The organism is Stenotrophomonas maltophilia, from assembly GCF_039555535.1.
GTDB classification, from domain to species: domain Bacteria; phylum Pseudomonadota; class Gammaproteobacteria; order Xanthomonadales; family Xanthomonadaceae; genus Stenotrophomonas; species Stenotrophomonas maltophilia_Q.
Genome location: NZ_CP154630.1, coordinates 2,611,155 through 2,628,342 on the forward strand (window position 1 = coordinate 2,611,155; position 17,188 = coordinate 2,628,342).

16 protein-coding genes are annotated in these 17,188 nt (G+C 66.9%); 11 read left to right on the plus strand and 5 right to left on the minus strand.

What is annotated here, in order from left to right; genetic code table 11:
• Positions 1–64 precede the first annotated feature (64 nt).
• On the minus strand, positions 65–2,824 hold the full coding sequence (locus AASM09_RS12070; RefSeq protein ID WP_100443518.1) for a bifunctional diguanylate cyclase/phosphodiesterase: 2,760 nt from the start codon (positions 2,822–2,824) through the stop codon (positions 65–67).
• A gap of 131 nt (positions 2,825–2,955) precedes the next feature.
• Between AASM09_RS12070 and AASM09_RS12075 the strand changes: the two genes are divergently transcribed.
• Together AASM09_RS12075 and AASM09_RS12080 are read left to right on the plus strand one after the other, a co-directional pair.
• Positions 2,956–5,058 carry a PAS domain-containing sensor histidine kinase gene (locus AASM09_RS12075; protein WP_100443519.1) on the plus strand — a complete coding sequence of 701 codons (2,103 nt, stop codon included), beginning with the start codon at positions 2,956–2,958 and terminating at the stop codon, positions 5,056–5,058.
• Between the two features lie 4 nt (positions 5,059–5,062).
• Complete coding sequence (locus AASM09_RS12080; protein ID WP_049432160.1) at positions 5,063–6,835, plus strand: EAL domain-containing protein; 1,773 nt, start codon at positions 5,063–5,065, stop codon at positions 6,833–6,835.
• Positions 6,836–6,879: 44 nt separating this feature from the next.
• On the opposite strand, the gene AASM09_RS12085 is transcribed toward AASM09_RS12080, so the two are convergent.
• The 4 genes from AASM09_RS12085 to flgA form a co-directional block, all read right to left on the minus strand.
• Complete coding sequence (locus tag AASM09_RS12085; protein WP_049432157.1) at positions 6,880–8,100, minus strand: ATP-binding protein; 1,221 nt, start codon at positions 8,098–8,100, stop codon at positions 6,880–6,882.
• 91 nt (positions 8,101–8,191) lie between these two features.
• Positions 8,192–8,530: a flagellar protein FlgN gene (locus AASM09_RS12090; protein WP_006366325.1), complete on the minus strand. Its 339-nt coding sequence runs from the start codon at positions 8,528–8,530 to the stop codon at positions 8,192–8,194.
• Complete coding sequence (gene flgM / locus AASM09_RS12095) at positions 8,527–8,832, minus strand: flagellar biosynthesis anti-sigma factor FlgM (protein WP_049432154.1); 306 nt, start codon at positions 8,830–8,832, stop codon at positions 8,527–8,529. The genes AASM09_RS12090 and flgM overlap by 4 nt, the downstream gene beginning before the upstream one ends.
• Positions 8,833–8,907: 75 nt before the next feature.
• Complete coding sequence (gene flgA / locus AASM09_RS12100; RefSeq protein ID WP_049432152.1) at positions 8,908–9,564, minus strand: flagellar basal body P-ring formation chaperone FlgA; 657 nt, start codon at positions 9,562–9,564, stop codon at positions 8,908–8,910.
• Positions 9,565–9,802: 238 nt separating this feature from the next.
• Here flgA and AASM09_RS12105 point away from each other — a divergent pair, with 238 nt between their 5' ends.
• The 9 genes from AASM09_RS12105 (at position 9,803) to AASM09_RS12145 (ending at position 17,187) form a co-directional block, all read left to right on the plus strand.
• Positions 9,803–10,747: a chemotaxis protein gene (locus tag AASM09_RS12105; protein ID WP_049432150.1), complete on the plus strand. Its 945-nt coding sequence runs from the start codon at positions 9,803–9,805 to the stop codon at positions 10,745–10,747.
• A gap of 146 nt (positions 10,748–10,893) precedes the next feature.
• Positions 10,894–11,289, plus strand: coding sequence for a flagellar basal body rod protein FlgB (gene flgB, locus AASM09_RS12110; protein ID WP_005409576.1), 396 nt, complete (start codon positions 10,894–10,896; stop codon positions 11,287–11,289).
• Between the two features lie 3 nt (positions 11,290–11,292).
• Positions 11,293–11,700: a flagellar basal body rod protein FlgC gene (gene flgC / locus AASM09_RS12115; RefSeq protein ID WP_033835497.1), complete on the plus strand. Its 408-nt coding sequence runs from the start codon at positions 11,293–11,295 to the stop codon at positions 11,698–11,700.
• A 23-nt stretch (positions 11,701–11,723) separates the two neighbouring features.
• Positions 11,724–12,407 (plus strand): flagellar hook capping FlgD N-terminal domain-containing protein, encoded by a 684-nt coding sequence (locus AASM09_RS12120; RefSeq protein ID WP_005413273.1) that lies wholly within the window; start codon positions 11,724–11,726, stop codon positions 12,405–12,407.
• A 32-nt stretch (positions 12,408–12,439) separates the two neighbouring features.
• Positions 12,440–13,663, plus strand: a complete 1,224-nt coding sequence (gene flgE, locus AASM09_RS12125; protein WP_049432148.1) for a flagellar hook protein FlgE — start codon at positions 12,440–12,442, stop codon at positions 13,661–13,663.
• 32 nt (positions 13,664–13,695) lie between these two features.
• Entirely contained in the window at positions 13,696–14,445 is a 750-nt protein-coding gene (locus tag AASM09_RS12130; RefSeq protein WP_049432144.1) for a flagellar basal body rod protein FlgF, read from the plus strand.
• A 102-nt stretch (positions 14,446–14,547) separates the two neighbouring features.
• Entirely contained in the window at positions 14,548–15,333 is a 786-nt protein-coding gene (flgG, locus tag AASM09_RS12135; protein ID WP_005409571.1) for a flagellar basal-body rod protein FlgG, read from the plus strand.
• 22 nt (positions 15,334–15,355) lie between these two features.
• Positions 15,356–16,048 (plus strand): flagellar basal body L-ring protein FlgH, encoded by a 693-nt coding sequence (flgH, locus tag AASM09_RS12140; protein WP_049432141.1) that lies wholly within the window; start codon positions 15,356–15,358, stop codon positions 16,046–16,048.
• Positions 16,049–16,050: 2 nt separating this feature from the next.
• Positions 16,051–17,187 (plus strand): flagellar basal body P-ring protein FlgI, encoded by a 1,137-nt coding sequence (locus tag AASM09_RS12145; protein WP_100443520.1) that lies wholly within the window; start codon positions 16,051–16,053, stop codon positions 17,185–17,187.
• Position 17,188: the final 1 nt, after the last annotated feature.

The window sequence follows — 17,188 nt, forward strand, 5'->3', positions numbered from 1 at the left end:
CGTAGATGGTCGCGCGCGCAGGCATTCGTGCCGACCAACGGTCGGCACCTACCAGAGCGCGCTTTCAGCGCACCAGCACCACTTCCCCACTAGCATCGGTGCGCAGCGAAACCGGCTGTGGCTGGCGCAGCCACTGCGCCAGATCGCGAGGGCTGAGCGGGCGTGAGTAGAGGTAGCCCTGGATCTCGTCGCAGCCCTGGCGGCGCAGCATGTCTTCCTCCTGGTGCGTTTCCACGCCCTCGGCCACCACCTTCATGCCCAGCGCGTGGCCCAGGTGCACGATGGCCTGGGTCACTTCGGCCGTGCCCGAATCGTGCAGCATGCCCTGCACGAAACTGCGGTCGATCTTGAGGCGCCCCACCGGGAAGCGGTTGAGGTAGTTGAGGTTGGAGAAGCCGGTCCCGAAGTCATCCACCGCCAGCGGCACGCCGTGACGTTCCAGCACGTCGAAGCAATGCCGCAGGATGTCGGTGTCACGGATCAACGCCGACTCGGTCAGTTCCAGCTCCAGCCGCTGCGGCGGCCAGCCATGGGCGTGGCAGATCTCGATCACGCGCTCGGCAAAGCCGCGGTCACGCAGCTGCACCGCCGAGACATTCACGGCGATGCGGTCGAAGCGCAGGCCGGCGCGGTCCCAGGCGGTGGCCTGGCGGCAGGCCTCGTTCAGTACCCAGTCGCCGATCCGTACGATCTCGCCGCACTTCTCGGCGATGGGGATGAACTCGGCCGGGCTGCAGTAGCCGATCCCGGGCCGGTGCCAGCGCAGCAGCGCCTCGATCGCCGGCGGCTCGCCGTGATGGGCGTGCAGCAGCGGCTGGTAGGCCAGGCTGAACTCTTCGCGCTCGATGGCGCCGTGCAGGGCGTGCTCGAGCTCCAGCTTGCGCTGGATGCGGGCCAGCGCGTCCTGGCTGTAGTACTGGTAGGTATTGCGGCCGGCTTCCTTGGCCGCGTACATCGCCGCATCGGCGGCACGCAGCAGGGAGTCGAAGTCGGTCTGCGCGTCACCCAGCATCGCGATGCCGACACTGGCGCCCACTTTCAAGGTGGTTTCGCCCCGGCGCAGCGGTTCGGCCAACGAAGCGATCAGTTTGCGTGCCACATGGCCGGCGTCTTCCGGCTCGGCCAGATCGCGCAGCACCACGATGAATTCATCGCCACTGAAGCGCCCGAACAGATCGTTGTTGCGCAGGTTCTGGTGCAGCCGGGTGGCGGCCGCCTTCAGCAGGGCGTCGCCGGTGGCGTGGCCGAAACTGTCGTTGATGGTCTTGAAGCCATCCAGATCGATGAACAGCATCGCCAGCGATGTCCCGCGGTCGCGCGCTTCCTCGATGGCTTCGGCGGTCTGTTCGCCGAGCAGCACGCGATTGGGCAGGCCAGTGAGCAGATCGTAATGCGCCAGCAGCTCGATACGCTCGTTGGCCTCGCGTTCGCGGGTGATGTCACGGAACAGCACCACGAAGCGCGGCGGCAGCCCATCACGACGGTCCAGTTCGATCAGCACCTGCACCCAGACGCGCAGGCCGGACTGGCGGTAGAAGCACAGGTCCAGCTGCTCGGGCAGCCCGCCATCGGCGATGCGCCCCAACGCCGCTTCGAAAGCGTTGCGTGAGTCCTCGGTGTACAACGCCAGCGCCTGGTCGAGGGTGATGGGTTCCTTGCGCAGGCCGTGGATGCGATAGCACTCCTCGGTCCACTGCATGTGCCGGGCCTGCACCTCGATCTCGCAGCCGCCGATGCGGCCCAGCGCAGAGACGCGGTTGAGCAGTTCGGTACGCCAGCGGATCAGCGCATCGGTCTGGTGCTGCTCGGTGATGTTCTGCACCTGTCCGAGCAGCCGCTTGGGCTGTCCGTCCATGTCCAGCAGCGGCTGCATCCACAGCCGCAGGTGCTGCGACGGTTCATGGCCGCGGGTCAGTTCCAGCTCGAGATTGGCGGCGCGGCCATCGCGCCACAACCGTCGCCAGGCTGCACGCAGTGCACCACGTGAACGCGGGTGCAGCTGCTTCAGCCAGCGGCGCTGGCCGGGCACGGCGCCCTGCTCCAGCGCCAGCAGCGAACGCAGCTCCGGCGACCACCAGAAGTGACCGCTGTTGGGATCGAACGACCAGCTGCCCATGCTAGCGATGCGCTGGGCCTCGCTCAGGTGCAGCTGCTGTTCCTGAAGCAGCCCTTCCAGCTGCTTCTGCTGTTCGATATCGGTATGGGTGCCGACCATGCGCAACGGCTGGCCATCGGCGGTGCGTGCGACCACGCGGCCCCGGTCCAGCACCCAGCGCCACTGGCCATCGGCCTGGCGGAAACGGAACTGTGCGCTGTACTGCTCGCTCAGTCCACGCAGATGCTCGTCCAGTGCGCCCCGTACCTGGGCGATGTCCTCGCTGTGCACGCGCGCCAGTATCTCGGTGGCGGTTTCATCGCCCAGTGCGGGAGTCCGCACCACACGGTCGCTGGGAATGTCCCAGTCCCACAGGCTGTGGCCGGCACTGTCCAGCGCCAGCTCCCAGCGCCCACCGCCGCCGAGCGGCACCGGTTCGGGAATGCTCAGCGTGAAGGCCAGCAGATTGCCGGCGCCATCATGCACGGCGCGCAGGTGGCCGTCGTAGTGCCCGTGCGGGCCACCCGGCAGCGTGCAGGCCACGATGCCGCCATCGGCCGCCATCAGGCGCAGATCCTCCAGCATCGGCGCATAGGCGGCCACGGTGGCCGGCAGGCCATGCTCGCGCGCAGCCGGATTGGCCGCCAGCGGGCGGCCCGTGCGGTCGACGATGACCAGCGCCGACGCAAGCGGGTGCTGCAGCAGGCTGGCGATGATCCCTTGGTCCACGCGATCTTGCTCCGGATGACACGCCCGTCAGCGGGGCACGCAGTGGTTAACGGCGCCTGCGGCGGATAATTGAGTGGTCAGGGCACACCCGCGCGGTAAGATGGCCGGCACCCCTTTCATCCAGCCCGTCCATGCCTGCAGAACCGACCTGCATCGCCCCTGTTCCCGACCCGCGGATGGCGCAGGCGCTGAGCCGCGACCGGCGGCGGGTCGTGCTGAGCTACCTGGTGATGGCATTGGCCTGGATGATCGCCTCCGACAGTGCCGTGCAGGCGCTGGTGCCGGATCCGCAGCAGGCGGCGATGTGGCAGAGCGTGAAGGGCTCGTTCTTCGCACTGGCCAGTGCCGGCCTGCTGTACCTGCTGCTGCGGCCGCTGGCCGAGCACGTGCTGCACACCCATGCGCGCCAGCAGGCATCGGAGCTGCGCCTGCGGCAGATGTTCGAGGGCAACCCCGGCCCGATCCTGGTCTACGACCTGGACACGCTGGCGATCCTCGACGCGAATCCGGCGGCCTGCAGCGCATTCGGCTGGGAGCGCGATGAACTGCTTGAGCAGACCATCGACTCGCTGTGGCCGCCCGGCCAGGACCAGGCGTTGCAGACCAAGCTGGAGGCGATCCGCGAGGCACCCGAGGAGCTCTGCATCCTGCGGACACAGCTGCAGCTGCGCGACGGCTCGCTGCGGCAGATGGAACTGCGCTCCAACGCCATCAGCTATGACGGCCACAATGCCCGGTTGCTGATCGCCATCGACCGCACCGCGGAAGACCTGGCCCAGCTGCGCCGCGACCAGGCGCTGGCGCGGGTCGAGGAAGCGCACGAGCTGGCGCGCATCGGCGCCTGGGAACTGGATCCATCCACCGGCATGGGCCGCTATTCCAACCAGGTCTACCGCCTGCTTGGCCGCCGGCCGCCGGAAGCCCGCCGCTGGCACCGCTTCGACGAGCTGCTGGTGCCCGCCGACCCCACCACCTCCACGCAGACTGAGCAGCTGCTGGCCGACCTCTGCTCGGGTGATCCGGTGCAGGTGGACGTACTGCTGCCCCTGCTGTCGATGGACGGCCGCGCCCTGATGGTGCACCTGCGTGCCGCCAGTGGTGTCGATGAGTCCGGCCGCAGCCGCGTACTGGGTACCCTGCAGGACGTGACCGAGCGGGAGCAATCGCGACGCCTGCTGCGCGAGCGCGAAGAACAGTTCCGCGAGCTGGTGCGGGTGCTGCCCGATGGCGTGGTGATCCTCTCCGACGAGCACGTGCTGTACACCAATGCCTGGGCGGCCAGCCTGTTCGGCTATGGCAGCCACACCCTGCTCGGTGAGCCGTTGTCGGCGCTGGTCGCTGCCGATGACCTGGCCCGCGTCCGCAGCCAGCTGCGCGCCGGGAAGCCACATCTGGGCCCCGGCCACAGCAGTGTGGTGGCCATGCAGCGCGCAGACGGACGCAGCTTCCATGCCGGCCTGGCGGTGGGCGAGGTGCGCTACGGCGGCCGCGACTGCAAGCTGCTGATCGTGCGTGACCTGAGCGATTCCGAACGGACGCGCAGTGCACTGGAAACCAGCAACCGCGAATTGCAGGCGATGGCTGGCCGGCTGTTCTCGCTGCAGGAGGACGAGCGCCGCGCGATCTCGCGCGACCTGCATGACGACATCGGCCAGGCGATCACTGCGATCAAGCTGTCCGCCCATGCGGCGCAGGACGAGCACGATCCACAGCGCCGCAGCGAGGACCTGGCACAGATCGTCAGCCTGGCCGATACCACGGTGGCAAAGCTGCGCGACATCTCCACCCTGCTGCGCCCGCCGCAGCTGGACGCGCTGGGCCTGGAAGCGGCCCTCAGCTGGCAGGCACGGGTGCTGTTCCGTTCTTCGCCGGTGGAGCTGATGGCCGAAATCGAGCCCCTGCCGCACCGCCCTGACAACAGCATCGAACAGGCCTGCTTCCGCATCGCGCAGGAGAGCCTGACCAATGTGCTGCGGCACGCGCGCGCCAGCCAGGTACAACTGCAGCTGCGCGACGTCGGCAAACGCGGCCTGCACCTGCAGATCCGCGACGACGGCGAGGGTTTCGACCCGGACGGTCCGCGCGGCCTGGGCCTGATCGTGATGCGCGAGCGCGCGCAGAGTGTCGGCGGCCATGTGCGGATCGAGTCCGCACATGGCGAGGGCACCCTGATCGACGTCCACCTCCCCTACCAGGCGGCCAGCATGGCTGCCGTCGATTCACCGGAATACTGAGCCTATGTGGAATCCCAACCAGCCCCCGGTCAGCATCGACGATGCACCCGACCGCCTCGGTGCCGGCAACCCCGAGCTGCAGGCGATGGTCGCCGAGGCGGCCTCCGGTGGCACCGCGCTGATGCTGATGCACGTGGACATCGACCACTTCGCTTCGGTCAACGAAAACATGAGCGCCGAGGTGGGCGACCAGGCGCTGGTGCTGGTGGCGCAGCGGCTGCAGTCCTACCTGCGCGGGCGAGGCAAGCTGTGGCGCCACGGCAGTGACGAGTTCCTGATCGCGGTGCCGCGCGCCGCCGACGTGCCGCTGCCGGAGGACTTCGCCGAGGAAATCCGCCAGCAGATGGAGCTGCCGCTGTCGGTGCTGCCGTACACGCTGTTCATGACCGGAAAGCTGGGCGTGAGCCTGTGCCCGGAGCATGCCAGCAGCACGTCGCGCCTGCTCGATCACGCCGAAGATGCGCTGTACCAGGCGGCCCGCGAGGGAGGCAACGCAGTGCGCATCCATGCGGTGGACACCCCGCCCAGTGCGCACAGCGAGAGCATCATCGCGCGCCAGATCGTGGATGCCATTCCCAATGGCGAGCTGAAGCTGCGCTACCAGCCGCTGGTCAGTGCCCGCGATGGCCACGTGGTGGGCATGGAAGCGCTGCTGCGATGGCAGTCCCCTACCCTGGGCATGCTGGTGCCGGAGCGCTTCATGCGCACCGCCGAGCGCCTGGGCATCATCGTGCAGATCGGCACCTGGGTGCTGGAAGGCGCACTGAAGCAGGCCCGCCTGTGGCGCGACCAGGGCTTCGACGACTTCACCATCGCCGTGAACGTGTCGACCCTGCAGCTGCTGCGGCCCAATTTCTTCGCCGAAGTGATGGGCCTGATCCAGGCGGCAGGCGTGCCGGCGCAGATGCTGACGCTGGAGATCAACGAGAGCGCGCTGACCAACAACGTCAACTTCGTGCACGAGACGCTGGCCAACCTGCGCAACGAAGGCATCAGCCTCAGCCTGGACAACTTCGGCACCGGCGATTCCAGCCTGAGCGCGCTGGTACGCTATCCGGTGGACAAGCTGAAAATCGACCGCAGCTTCATCAAGAGCGCGCCCGCCGGCAACCGCGAGGCCGCCATCGCCCGCGCGATCATTGCCATGGGCCACCAGCTGGGCATGACCGTGATTGCCAACGGCGTGGAATCGCAGGCCCAGCTGGGCTTCCTGAGGCGCAACGACTGTGACGTGTTCCAGGGTTACTTGTTCGGCGAGCCGATGTCAGCCGATGCCGCCGGCATGACCCTGCGCCGCCGCTACCTGCGTCCGGAGGCGTTCGCCGAAACCCGCCCGGACCGTACTTTGCTGCTGCTGGACGACGAGGAGAACGTGCTGCGCTCGCTGGTGCGCCTGTTCCGCCGTGATGGCTACCGCATCCTGGCGGCCGGCAACGTGCGCGATGCGTTCGACCTGCTGGCGATCAACGATGTGCAGGTGATCCTGTCCGACCAGCGCATGAGCGACATGAGCGGCACCGAGTTCCTGGGCCGGGTGAAGATGCTCTACCCCGATACGATCCGCCTGGTGCTGTCCGGCTACACCGATCTGAACACGGTGACCGACGCGATCAACCGTGGTGCGATCTACCGCTTCCTGACCAAGCCCTGGAACGACGATGAGCTGCGCAAGCACATCCACCAGGCCTTCCGCACCTACGAGGAACAGCGCCGCAGCAATGCGGGGCCGGCGCCGGTGGAAAGCGGAGATGGTGGCGAGGACCGCCCGTTGCGGTAACCGGCCATGTAGAGTCGAGCCATGCTCGACTCTACAGAATCGCCTTAGCGCGGCTGCTTCACCGGCAGTACCACGCGGAAGCGCGAACCGACGCCTGGAGTACTGTCCAGATCGATGCGGCCATGGTGCTTGTTGATGATGCTGTAGGAGATCGACAGGCCCAGGCCGGTGCCGCTGCCAACGGGCTTGGTGGTGAAGAACGGATCGAAGATGCGCTGGCGCAGTTCCGGCGAGATGCCGCCGCCGGTGTCTTCGAACTCGACCCACACCTGGTCACCATCGACACCGGTACGCACAGTGATCGTGCCGCGCTCGGCAATGGCGTGGCCGGCATTGAGCAGCAGGTTCATGTAGACCTGGTTCAACTCCGACGGCAGGCACTCCACCAGCGGCAGCTGGCCGAACTCGCGGTGCAGGGTGACCTTGTACTTGAGCTCGTTCCAGATGATGTTGATGGTCGATTCCAGGCCTGCGTGCAGGTCGACCAGCTTCCACGATTCGTCGCGGCCGGAATATGAGAAGTCCTTCAGGTCACGCACGATGCGGGTGACCCGCTCGATGCCCTCGCGCGATTCGGCCATCAGCTGCGGCAGGTCGCGGCTGATGAAATCGATGTCCAGGCGGTCACGTATATCGTCGATTTCCGGAATCAACGCCTTCGGGTCCGGCGCGCGCAGGGCGCGCTCGTACGCCTCAATCACGGTGAAAAGGCTGCGCAGGTATTCCTGCAGGCTGCCCAGGTTGGAGTGCACGTAGCCGATCGGGTTGTTGATCTCGTGCGCGACACCCGCCGCAAGCTGGCCGATCGAGGCCATCTTTTCCGACTGCAGCAGCTTCTCCTGGGTACCGTTGAGGCGCAGGTAGGCCTGGCGCAGCTCGGCGTGGCGCTGCTGCAGCTCGCGCTCGTAGTCTTCCTGTCCTTCGATATGGCGGAACAACGCCAGGAAGTGCCCCTGGCCCACCGGACCGTGGTGGTACAGGTGGGCAATGACCACGCCCTCGCCCAGCGGCAGGCTGCCGTTCCAGTGGCCATGCTGCCGCGCCTGTTCCAGCGCATCGGGGGGCAGCAGTTCGCGCAGGCGCTGCGGTGGCGGCAATGCGCCATCCTCGCCACTGGCCAGCAGGTTCTGCGCGGCCGGATTGGCCAGCGCCACCTGCCCGTCTTCAGTGAACAGCAGCAGCCCTTCGCGCAGGCGCTCAAGCAGGGCCTGCAGCACCGGCTGAGGCGGAAGGGGGGCGGTAACCAGGGCGTTGGCAGCGGACACGGCGACTCGGGGCATTCGAACAGGCGCCCAATATACGCGGTCACGCAGCGGGCTTCAGCCCGCGGGGGTGGGTAGTGCGACCGCCGTCGCGTCAGGCGACGGCGAGTGGGCGGCGGGCAGTGACGGTGTGTGACTGGCCCTTGGCGTCATAGGCCGAGGCGTCTTCGGTACGGCCCAACTGGCGCAGTGCCCAGTTGACCTCGCGCCGGCGCCGCGAAAGCAGCACGCCGTTGGCGCGGTTGCGCTCGGCCAGTTCCTGCAGCTGTTCGCCCTCGCCGACCGGCGGTGCGCCTTCCAGCGCCCGCAGCGCCTCCAGCTTGGCGCCGGTGGCACGGATCAGGGCGTGCACGTCGTGCTCGACCAGGGCCTGGCGTTCAACGTCCAGGGCCTGGGCGAGACGCTGCAGCGGCTCGCTCATCGCTGCGGTCATCCCTGCAGCTGCTGGTCCAGATCGAGCATGCGCGATGCGATCGCGTCCGGATTGATCTTGTAGGTGCCGTTCTGCAGCGACTCGCGCACGGCGGCCACGCGCTGGGCGTCGATCGCCGGGGCGGTGGTCAGCTCACGCTCGATGGCCTGCAGATTGGTGGCCTCGCCGGTCAGGCGCAGGCTGTCGGCTGCCTCGACCGGGCGCGCCGGCGCATCGCTGCTGACGCCGGGCTTGCTGGCCGGGGTCGTCACGCTGCGCAGTGCCTGGGGGACCTGCAGGTTGCCGTCGATTTTCTGGCTCATGGGGTGTCCTGGAGTTGCCGTTCACAAGGGATAACGGCCTCAGGGCCGCGATCTTTAGGGCTATTTTGCGGTAAATCAACGCGCCACGATTACGTCACCTGCGGCATCGACCGTGCCCTGCACGATCCGCCGCGAGGACAGGTTCTCCACCGAGACCCGTTCATTCTCACCGGCATCGCCCATCGCGCGACCGGCAATGCGGACCTCGACCGAGCCGCGACGCGATACCAGGGCCACATTGTCTCCTCGCTTGATGAGACGCTGCACCACCAGATCGTTGTTCGACAGCAAGGCCCCGGCCTGCAATGGACGGCGGGCGATGCGACCGATCGCCGCGTTGGGATCGGCCAGCACCGCACCGGCAATCCGGGCAGCGTCACGCTGGGCAGTGGTGATATCGGCGGCAGTGAGGGTTTCTCCAGTGCCGATTCCACGATTGAGCACCAGCACGGTCTGGTTGCGCCGCACTTTCACCGGCACGAACAGCCGCCAGCCGCCCGCATCGGGGCAACTGACCTCCACGGTGGTGTTGGCGGTGGGCTGCACCTGCAGTGCGCCGCCGCACTTCGGCAGGCGCAGCGCATCGGCCACCTGGGCCTCACCCTCGCTACCCGTCGGCAAGGTCGTCAGCGCCGCGGCGCGGATGCTGGCCACGGGCTGCCAGTCGGAGGCCACCGCCCACGGCGAGGCCAGGGCAAGCGCGATGACCAATAGAGATGTGACCCGGCGCATGGCGCCTCCTGTCGTTGGGACCTGGCCCAGCTGCGTGCAAGGGGCGTGCCAGAGGGGCAGCGCTGCCTTTTGTAGCGTCGAGCCATGCTCGACTGCTTTGCGCCCAACAGCCAGTCGAGCATGGCTCGACGCTACAAGGCCCTCGGTCGAGCATGGCGCAGCGCCACAATTGCGGTGCGGACCACGTGGGCGGCAGAGCGCCCTCAAGTTCCGCCACTGCGGCGCCGATACAGCAGCCATGTCCCATGACCTGCTCAACCGGATCGACCAGCGAACCCGTCTGGCCGGCCACAACCGACTGGCGCTGCTGCTGTTCCGTCTCGGCGGACGTCAGCTTTTTGGCGTCAATGTCTTCAAGGTGCAGGAAGTCCTGCGGCGCCCGGAGCTGTTCCAGGTGCCCGGGCTGCCCAGCCAGTTCTCCGGCGTGGCCGACGTGCGCGGCCGCTCGGTGCCGGTGCTGGACCTCGGCCTGGCCATCGGCCATCCCGAGCGCGAGCCGGAGGCGGACACCTCGCCCGGCTACCTGGTCGTGACCGAGTTCAACCGCTCGATCCAGGGCTTCCTGGTCAGCGGTGTGGAGCGCATCGTCAACATCGCGGTGGAAGACATCCATCCGCCACCGGAGTTGGGCGCCGAATCGAGCTACCTGACCGCCGTGACCCGCTTCCAGGGCGAGCTGATCCAGGTGATCGACGTGGAAAGCGTACTGGCCGACATTGCCCAGGTGCGCGGCGAGGCAGTGCTCGACCCGGCGATGGCGATGCCCTCCGACGGCCCGGAGCTGCAGGTGCTGGTGGTGGATGACTCGCGCGTGGCCCGCCAGCAGATCCGCAGCGTTCTCGACCAGCTGGGCGTGGGTGCCACCCTGCTCTCCGACGGCAAGCAGGCGCTGGACCACCTGCTGCAGATCCATGCCTCGGGCGAGAACCCTGCCGAACGCTACGCCATGGTCATCTCGGACATCGAGATGCCGGCCATGGACGGCTATACGCTGACGACGGAAATCCGGCGCCATCCGGGCCTGGCCGGCCTGTATGTGCTGCTGCACACCTCGCTGTCAGGCGTATTCAACAATGCGATGGTCGAGCGCGTGGGCGCCAATGCCTTCGTCGCCAAGTACTCGCCGCACGAGCTGGCCGACTTCGTGCTGGACCGCCTGCGCAAGGTCGCGATGGCGGCGTAAGGCCCTCTCCTGTAGAGCCGAGCCCATGCTCGGCTTGTGCGGCGCCTGAACGAAAGGCAGCCGAGCATGGCTCGGCTCTACAGGATCGCGCGCACTTTGGCACACCCCTTGCAGCTTCCCGGGCAACGTTCCCGTGGGAGTGCACCGTGCGCAACCTGATTACCGACTACCTGGGCGTCCACGCCCAGGCCATGCCGTTGCGCGAACAGCGGATGAAGCTGATCGCCAGCAACCTCGGCAATGCCGACACTCCCGGCTACAAGGCCCAGGACCTGGACTTCGATGCCGCCCTGCGCCATGCCCAGGGGCAGGATGCCAATGGCCTGATGGCCACCACCCATGAGCAGCACTACGAAATCAGTAGTGGCCTGAACCCGTTCCAGATCGCGCGCGAAGGCGTGCAGCCCAGCCTGGACGGCAACACCGTCGATCCCGATGCCGAGCGTGCGGCCTATGGCCGTGCCGCGCTCGAGTACCGCGCTTCGCTCAGCTTCGTCGAGAGCAAGGTGCGTTCCATGTTGACCGCGATCACGGGGCAATAAGCCATGAGCAACCTGCCGATCTTCGATATCGCCGGCTCCGCGCTGCAGGCGCAGTCGGTGCGCATGAGCACCATCGCCTCCAACCTCTCCAACGCCGACACCGTCGCCGGCTCCGCCGACGCCGTGTACAAGCCGCTGGAGCCGATCTTCCAGGCCGTCACCAGCAAGAACGATCCGAACATCACCTCGGTGAAGGTGAAGGAGATCACCCAGAGCGATGCGGCGCCGATCAAGCGCTACGAGCCCGGCCATCCGCTGGCCGACGCCGACGGCTACATCTACCAGCCCGACGTCGATCCGGTGGCGCAGATGGTCAACCTGATCTCGACCTCGCGCAATTACCAGGCCGGCGTGGAGATGCTGACCACCGCCAAGGAACTGGCCCTGGCCACCCTGACCATGGGCCGCTGAGGCCCGCAGTACCGGATACCGCCATGACCACCGCCGTCAACAACCAGACCAACCAGGACGTCTACACCGCACTCGGTCTGAACGCCCCGAACAGCAACGCTACCAAGAAGAAGAACACGCTGGACCAGGCCGATTTCCTGCGCCTGATGACCGAACAGCTGCAGCACCAGGATCCGCTGAAGCCGATGGACAACACGCAGATGGTCGCGCAGATGGCGCAGATGTCCACCGTGCAGGGCATCACCGACCTGAACAAAACGGTGAAGGGTTTCCAGGAATCGATGGCCAGCGACCAGGTGCTGCGTGGCGCGGCGCTGGTCGGCCACCAGGTGCTGGTGCCGTCGGAAAAGCTGGTACTGGAAAAGGAAGGCAACGTTGAAGGCACGGTGGCCGCGCCTTCTGCCGGCATCATCACCGTGGACATCACCGATGCCACCGGCGCCAAGGTCACCTCGCTGAGCGTGGAAGCCAAGGCCGCCGGAGAGACCGCGTTCCAGTGGGACGGCAAGGATGCCAACGGCAAGCGCATGGAGCCGGGCAAGTACTCCATCGTCGCCAACCACGTCGACACCGCCGGCAAGAGCACCAAGTTGTCCACCTACGTGCAGGCGCCCGTGGAAAGCGTGACCGTCGGTTCCGACGGCCTGTACCTGAACCTCAAGGGCCTGGGCACGGCCCCGATCGACTACGTGCTCCGCGTCAGCTGAGCCGCACACCCCGTACTTACCAGGAGCATCCCATGGGCTTCAATGTCTCGCTGTCCGGCATCAATGCCGCCAATTCCGACCTGAGTGTCACTGCCAACAACGTCGCCAACGTCAACACCACCGGCTTCAAGGAATCGCGCGCCGAATTCGCCGACCTGTTCTCGGCCACCGGTTACGGCCTGTCGAAGAACGCCGTGGGTTCGGGCGTCCGCGTCTCCAACGTTGCCCAGCAGTTCAAGCAGGGCCACAACGAACAGACCGGCCGCAGCCTGGACATGGCCATTTCCGGTGAGGGCTTCTTCACCATGAACATGAACGGCACCCGCGTGTACTCGCGCGCCGGCAACTTCCAGACCGATGCATCGGGCTACGTGGTCAACCCGCAGGGCGCGCGCCTGCAGGTGTTCGCACCGAATGCCGACGGCACCAACTTCGATGCCGGGCGCATGGTCGACCTGCAGCTGCTGACCACTGACAGCCCGCCGAAGCAGACCAGCGAAGTGAAGGTCGGCTTCACCCTGCCGGCCAACGCCAAGCAGCCGACCGTCACCACCTTCGACCCGACCGACTCCAACAGCTACAACCACTCCAGCGGCGGCATCACCGTGTACGACTCGCTGGGCGTGAGCCACATCCAGGTTTCGTATTTCGTGAAAGGTGCCAACCCGAACGAGTGGACCGTGCGCAACTACGTGGACGGCCAACCGGCGGGTACACCGACCCCGGTCACCTTCGACAACAGCGGCAAGCTGGTCGCACCAGCCAACGGCAAGGTCAGCCTCGGCACGTTCACCCCGAACACGGGCGCCGGCGTGTTGAACATGACGCTGGATATCAACGGTTCGACCCAGTACGGCGAGAAGTTCGCGCTGCGCAACACCCAGCAGGACGGCTATGCCGCCGGCAAGCTCAATGAGATCACCGTGTCGGAAACCGGCGTGGTCTATGCCCGCTATTCCAACGGTGCCGACAAGCCGCTGGGCCAGGTCGCGCTGACCACCTTCAACAATCCGCAGGGCCTGGAATCGAAGGGCAACAACCTGTGGGTGGATACCTTCAGCTCGGGCACGCCACGCACCGGCATGCCGGACACCTCCAACCTCGGCAAGATCCAGGCCGGCTCGCTGGAAGCGTCCACCGTCGACCTCACCGAGCAGCTGGTCAACATGATCACCGCGCAGCGCAACTTCCAGGCCAACGCGCAGATGATCACCACCCAGGACCAGATCACCCAGACCGTCATCAACATCCGTTGATGAACTGCTGACCCCGTCTCGGAACTTCCCGCATGGATAAAGCCCTCTACGTGGCGATGACCGGTGCCCGCGCCTCCCTGCAGGCGCAGGGTACGCTCAGCCACAACCTCGCCAACTCGGACACCCCTGGCTTCAAGGAAGCGCTGGCCAACACCGAAGCCTTCCCGATCAAGGGCCAGGGCTTTGCCTCGCGGGTGGATGCACTGCACGTCGACGCCGGCTTCAACCGCCGGCCCGGCGCGCAGCACATCACCGGCAAGCCGCTGGACCTGGCGCTGCAGACCGGCACCTGGCTGGCCGTGCAGTCCACCGATGGCACCGAGGCGTACACGCGTGGCGCCGCACTGTCGGTCACGCCGAACGGACAGCTGGTGACCTCCAGCGGCCGCGCGGTGCTGGATGACAACAACAACCCGATCGCCATTCCGCCCTACCAGGCGATGGAGATCGGTGCCGACGGCACGATCTCGATCATTCCGCAGGGCGAAGGCCCGCAGACGATGGCGCAGGTCGGACGGATCAAGGTGGTGCAGGCGCCGGACGAGCGCCTGGAGCGCGGCCTGGACGGGCTGTTCCGCAACACCGATCCGCGCCAGCCGTTCGCACCTGCGCAGGGCACGGCGGTGCACAGCGGCCAGCTGGAAGGCAGCAACGTCGATGCCGCCGGCGCGCTGGTGCAGATGATCCAGCTGCAGCGCCAGTACGAAATGCAGGTGCAGGTGATCAAGCACGGCGACGACAACGCGCGCAGCGCCAACAGCCTGCTGCGCCTGGGCAGCTGACGGAATTCCGGCGCCGCTTGAATGCGGCGCTGGCACACCGCTTGCACACCCGAAGACAAGGGCCGCACCGCGCGGCCGGCTCCACCAGACAGGACACCGAAGATGAACCAGGCATTGTGGATCGCGAAAACCGGACTGGATGCGCAGCAGATGCGCATGTCGGTGGTTTCCAACAACCTCGCCAACACCAACACCACCGGCTTCAAGCAGGACCGCGCCAGCTTCGAGGACCTGCTGTACCAGCAGGTGCGCCAACCCGGCGGCTCCTCCTCGGCACAGACACAGCTGCCGACCGGCCTGCAGCTGGGTACCGGCGTGCGCGTGGTCGCCACCGCCAAGAACTTCGAACAGGGTGGCCAGCAGCAGACCGGCCGCGCACTGGACGTGATGGTCAACGGCCGCGGCTTCTTCGAAGTGCAGATGCCCGATGGCAGCTCGGCCTATACCCGTGATGGCTCGTTCAAGATCAACCAGGACAGCGAGCTGGTCACCAACAGCGGCTACCCGGTGCAGCCGGGCATCCAGATTCCCGAAGGCGCGCAGTCGGTGACCATCGGTACTGACGGCACCATCAGCGTGAAGATGGCCGACGGCGCGGCCTCGGTGGAAGTGGGCGCGCTGACCCTGACCGATTTCGTCAATCCGGCCGGCCTGCAGGCACGGGGTGAAAACCTGTTCCTTGAGACCACCGCATCGGGCCCGGCGCAGAACGGCAATCCCGGCCTCAACGGCCTGGGCACCGTGGTGCAGGGCGCGCTGGAGGGCAGCAACGTCAACGTGGTGGAAGAGCTGGTGTCGATGATCGAAACCCAGCGCGCCTACGAAATGAACGCCAAGGCGATTTCCACCACTGATTCGATGCTCGGCTACCTCAACAACAAGCTCTGACCGGCCAACCCGGGAAACCGCCATGTCGCCCATTTCCAACTTCGCCCGCACTGCCCTCGCCTGCACCGTGGCTGCCCTGCTCGGTGGCTGCGTGATTGCCGGCGACGTGCGCCCCTATCCGGCAATGGCACCGATCCAGCCGATCATGCCACCGCAGGCCGAGCCGACCGCCGGCGCCATCTATGCGGCCGGTCCGACCCTGCAGTTGTATTCGGACCGTCGCGCACGCGATGTCGGCGACCTGCTGACCATCACCCTGCTGGAAAACACCACCGCGCAGACCAGTGCCAACACGGCCACCAACAAGGAATCCAACCTCAGCCTGGGCACGCCCTCCATCCTCGGCGCGCCGGTCACCCTGGGCGGCAAGGACATCCTGAGTGCCACGGCCAAGGGCGCGCGTGACTTCACCGGCAAGGGCAACAGCGCGCAGAGCAACCGCCTGCAGGGCAACGTGACCGTGACCGTGGTGCAGCGCCTGCCCAATGGCAACCTGGTGGTGCAGGGGCAGAAGAACCTGCGCCTGAACCAGGGCGACGAGCTGGTGCAGGTACAGGGCATCGTGCGCCCCGGCGACATCGGCGCGGACAACACTGTGCCTTCCAGCCGCGTGGCTGAGGCACGCATCGTCTACGGCGGCCGCGGCCCTGTCGCGCAGTCCAACGCGATGGGCTGGCTGAGCCGCTTCTTCAACTCCGGCCTGACGCCGTTCTGAGTATGGCCATGAAACTCTTCTTTTCTTCTTCCTGGCAGCGGCGCACGGCGTCGTTCGTCGCCTTGATGCTGCTGATCGTTGCAGCCCCGGCCAGCGCCGAACGCATCAAGGACCTGGCCCAGGTCGGTGGCGTGCGTGGCAATGCGCTGGTGGGCTACGGCCTGGTGGTGGGCCTGGACGGCAGCGGCGACCGCACCAGCCAGGCACCCTTCACCGTGCAGAGCCTGAAGAACCTGCTCGGCGAGCTGGGCGTCAACGTACCGCCGAACGTCAACCCGCAGCTGAAGAACGTGGCGGCGGTGGCGATCCACGCCGAACTGCCGCCGTTCGCCAAGCCGGGCCAGCCGATCGACATCACCGTGTCCTCGATCGGCAACGCGGTGTCGCTGCGCGGCGGTTCGCTGCTGATGGCCCCCCTGCGCGGCGCCGATGGGCAGATCTATGCCATCGCCCAGGGCAACCTGATCGTGGGTGGCTTCGGCGCGCAGGGCAAGGACGGCTCACGCGTCTCGGTGAACGTGCCCAGCGTCGGCCGCATTCCCAATGGCGCCACCGTGGAGCGTGCCCTGCCCGACCCGCTGGCCAATGGCGGCGAGATCACCCTGAACCTGCACAACAATGACTTCACGACCGTCTCACGCATGGTCGCGGCACTCAACAATGCATTCGGCGAAGGTGCGGCACGCGCGGTCGATGGCGTGACCGTGGCGGTCACCGCACCGACCGATCCGGGCGCACGCATCGGCCTGCTGGCGCGCATCGAGAACCTGGAACTGACCCCGGGCAGCGCCCCGGCCAAAGTGGTGGTCAATTCGCGTACCGGCACCGTGGTCATCGGCCAGCAGGTGCGGGTCGGACCCGCCGCGATCTCGCACGGTTCGCTGACCGTGACGATCCAGGAAAACACCAATGTCAGCCAGCCCAACGCGCTGTCCGGCGGCCGTACCGTAGCCAGCCCGCAGTCGACCATCACCGCCACCAATGACGGCAGCCGCATGTTCAAGTTCAGCGGCGGCACCACCCTGGACGAGATCGTGCACGCGGTGAACGCGGTAGGCGCGGCACCGGGCGATCTCATTGCGATCCTGGAAGCCCTGAAGCAGGCCGGCGCCCTGAGTGCCGAGCTCGAGGTGATCTGAC